We start from the raw sequence: 3,077 nt of genomic DNA, 5'->3' as shown, positions 1-3,077 counted from the left end.
TCGTTCTTTAAAAATTTGGGTATGTGATAGAAAGATAGACTGAACGTTACTTTCACTGGTAACGGATCAGGCTAAGGTAAAATTTGTGAGTTCTCTTAGTTGAGAAATTCGAATTTTCGGCGAATGTCGTCTTCACAGTATAACCAGATTGCTTGGGGTTATATGGTCAAGTGAAGAAGCGCATACGGTGGATGCCTTGGCAGTCAGAGGCGATGAAAGACGTGGTAGCCTGCGAAAAGCTTCGGGGAGTCGGCAAACAGACTTTGATCCGGAGATGTCTGAATGGGGGAACCCAGCCATCATAAGATGGTTATCTTGTACTGAATACATAGGTGCAAGAGGCGAACCAGGGGAACTGAAACATCTAAGTACCCTGAGGAAAAGAAATCAACCGAGATTCCCTTAGTAGTGGCGAGCGAACGGGGACTAGCCCTTAAGTGGCTTTGAGATTAGCGGAACGCTCTGGAAAGTGCGGCCATAGTGGGTGATAGCCCTGTACGCGAAAATCTCTTAGTCATGAAATCGAGTAGGACGGAGCACGAGAAACTTTGTCTGAATATGGGGGGACCATCCTCCAAGGCTAAATACTACTGACTGACCGATAGTGAACTAGTACCGTGAGGGAAAGGCGAAAAGAACCCCGGAGAGGGGAGTGAAATAGATCCTGAAACCGTATGCGTACAAGCAGTGGGAGCCCACTTTGTTGGGTGACTGCGTACCTTTTGTATAATGGGTCAGCGACTTATTTTCAGTGGCGAGCTTAACCGAATAGGGGAGGCGTAGCGAAAGCGAGTCTTAATAGGGCGTCTAGTCGCTGGGAATAGACCCGAAACCGGGCGATCTATCCATGGGCAGGTTGAAGGTTAGGTAACACTGACTGGAGGACCGAACCGACTACCGTTGAAAAGTTAGCGGATGACCTGTGGATCGGAGTGAAAGGCTAATCAAGCTCGGAGATAGCTGGTTCTCCTCGAAAGCTATTTAGGTAGCGCCTCATGTATCACTGTAGGGGGTAGAGCACTGTTTCGGCTAGGGGGTCATCCCGACTTACCAAACCGATGCAAACTCCGAATACCTACAAGTGCCGAGCATGGGAGACACACGGCGGGTGCTAACGTCCGTCGTGAAAAGGGAAACAACCCAGACCGTCAGCTAAGGTCCCAAAGTTATGGTTAAGTGGGAAACGATGTGGGAAGGCTTAGACAGCTAGGAGGTTGGCTTAGAAGCAGCCACCCTTTAAAGAAAGCGTAATAGCTCACTAGTCGAGTCGGCCTGCGCGGAAGATGTAACGGGGCTCAAACCATACACCGAAGCTACGGGTATCATCTTCGGATGATGCGGTAGAGGAGCGTTCTGTAAGCCTGTGAAGGTGAGTTGAGAAGCTTGCTGGAGGTATCAGAAGTGCGAATGCTGACATGAGTAACGACAATGGGTGTGAAAAACACCCACGCCGAAAGACCAAGGTTTCCTGCGCAACGTTAATCGACGCAGGGTTAGTCGGTCCCTAAGGCGAGGCTGAAAAGCGTAGTCGATGGAAAACAGGTTAATATTCCTGTACTTCTGGTTATTGCGATGGAGGGACGGAGAAGGCTAGGCCAGCTTGGCGTTGGTTGTCCAAGTTTAAGGTGGTAGGCTGAGATCTTAGGTAAATCCGGGATCTTAAGGCCGAGAGCTGATGACGAGTGTTCCTTTGGAACACGAAGTGGTTGATGCCATGCTTCCAAGAAAAGCTTCTAAGCTTCAGGTAACCAGGAACCGTACCCCAAACCGACACAGGTGGTTGGGTAGAGAATACCAAGGCGCTTGAGAGAACTCGGGTGAAGGAACTAGGCAAAATGGCACCGTAACTTCGGGAGAAGGTGCGCCGGTGAGGGTGAAGCATTTACTGCGTAAGCCCACGCCGGTCGAAGATACCAGGCCGCTGCGACTGTTTATTAAAAACACAGCACTCTGCAAACACGAAAGTGGACGTATAGGGTGTGACGCCTGCCCGGTGCCGGAAGGTTAATTGATGGGGTTAGCTAACGCGAAGCTCTTGATCGAAGCCCCGGTAAACGGCGGCCGTAACTATAACGGTCCTAAGGTAGCGAAATTCCTTGTCGGGTAAGTTCCGACCTGCACGAATGGCGTAACGATGGCGGCGCTGTCTCCACCCGAGACTCAGTGAAATTGAAATCGCTGTGAAGATGCAGTGTATCCGCGGCTAGACGGAAAGACCCCGTGAACCTTTACTATAGCTTTGCACTGGACTTTGAATTTGCTTGTGTAGGATAGGTGGGAGGCTTTGAAGCGTGGACGCCAGTTCGCGTGGAGCCATCCTTGAAATACCACCCTGGCAACTTTGAGGTTCTAACTCAGGTCCGTTATCCGGATCGAGGACAGTGTATGGTGGGTAGTTTGACTGGGGCGGTCTCCTCCTAAAGAGTAACGGAGGAGTACGAAGGTGCGCTCAGACCGGTCGGAAATCGGTCGTAGAGTATAAAGGCAAAAGCGCGCTTGACTGCGAGACAGACACGTCGAGCAGGTACGAAAGTAGGTCTTAGTGATCCGGTGGTTCTGTATGGAAGGGCCATCGCTCAACGGATAAAAGGTACTCCGGGGATAACAGGCTGATACCGCCCAAGAGTTCATATCGACGGCGGTGTTTGGCACCTCGATGTCGGCTCATCACATCCTGGGGCTGAAGCCGGTCCCAAGGGTATGGCTGTTCGCCATTTAAAGTGGTACGCGAGCTGGGTTTAGAACGTCGTGAGACAGTTCGGTCCCTATCTGCCGTGGACGTTTGAGATTTGAGAGGGGCTGCTCCTAGTACGAGAGGACCGGAGTGGACGAACCTCTGGTGTTCCGGTTGTCACGCCAGTGGCATTGCCGGGTAGCTATGTTCGGAAAAGATAACCGCTGAAAGCATCTAAGCGGGAAACTTGCCTCAAGATGAGATCTCACTGGGACCTTGAGTCCCCTGAAGGGCCGTCGAAGACTACGACGTTGATAGGTTGGGTGTGTAAGCGCTGTGAGGCGTTGAGCTAACCAATACTAATTGCCCGTGAGGCTTGACCATATAACACCCAAGCAATTTG

The 3,077-nt window shown here is 51.2% G+C and carries 1 rRNA gene; it reads left to right on the top strand.

The features are described 5' to 3' along the window. Window positions 1–164 precede the first annotated feature (164 nt). A 23S ribosomal RNA gene (locus PSJE_RS30100) occupies window positions 165–3,058 on the top strand. The last annotated feature ends 19 nt before the right edge of the window (window positions 3,059–3,077 follow it).

The sequence above is a fragment of the Pseudomonas jessenii genome, from assembly GCF_002236115.1.
In the GTDB taxonomy this organism is placed as follows: Bacteria; Pseudomonadota; Gammaproteobacteria; order Pseudomonadales; family Pseudomonadaceae; genus Aquipseudomonas; species Aquipseudomonas jessenii.
Note: the sequence above shows the minus strand (reverse complement) of the source record. Positions and strands in the feature narration are given on the sequence as shown.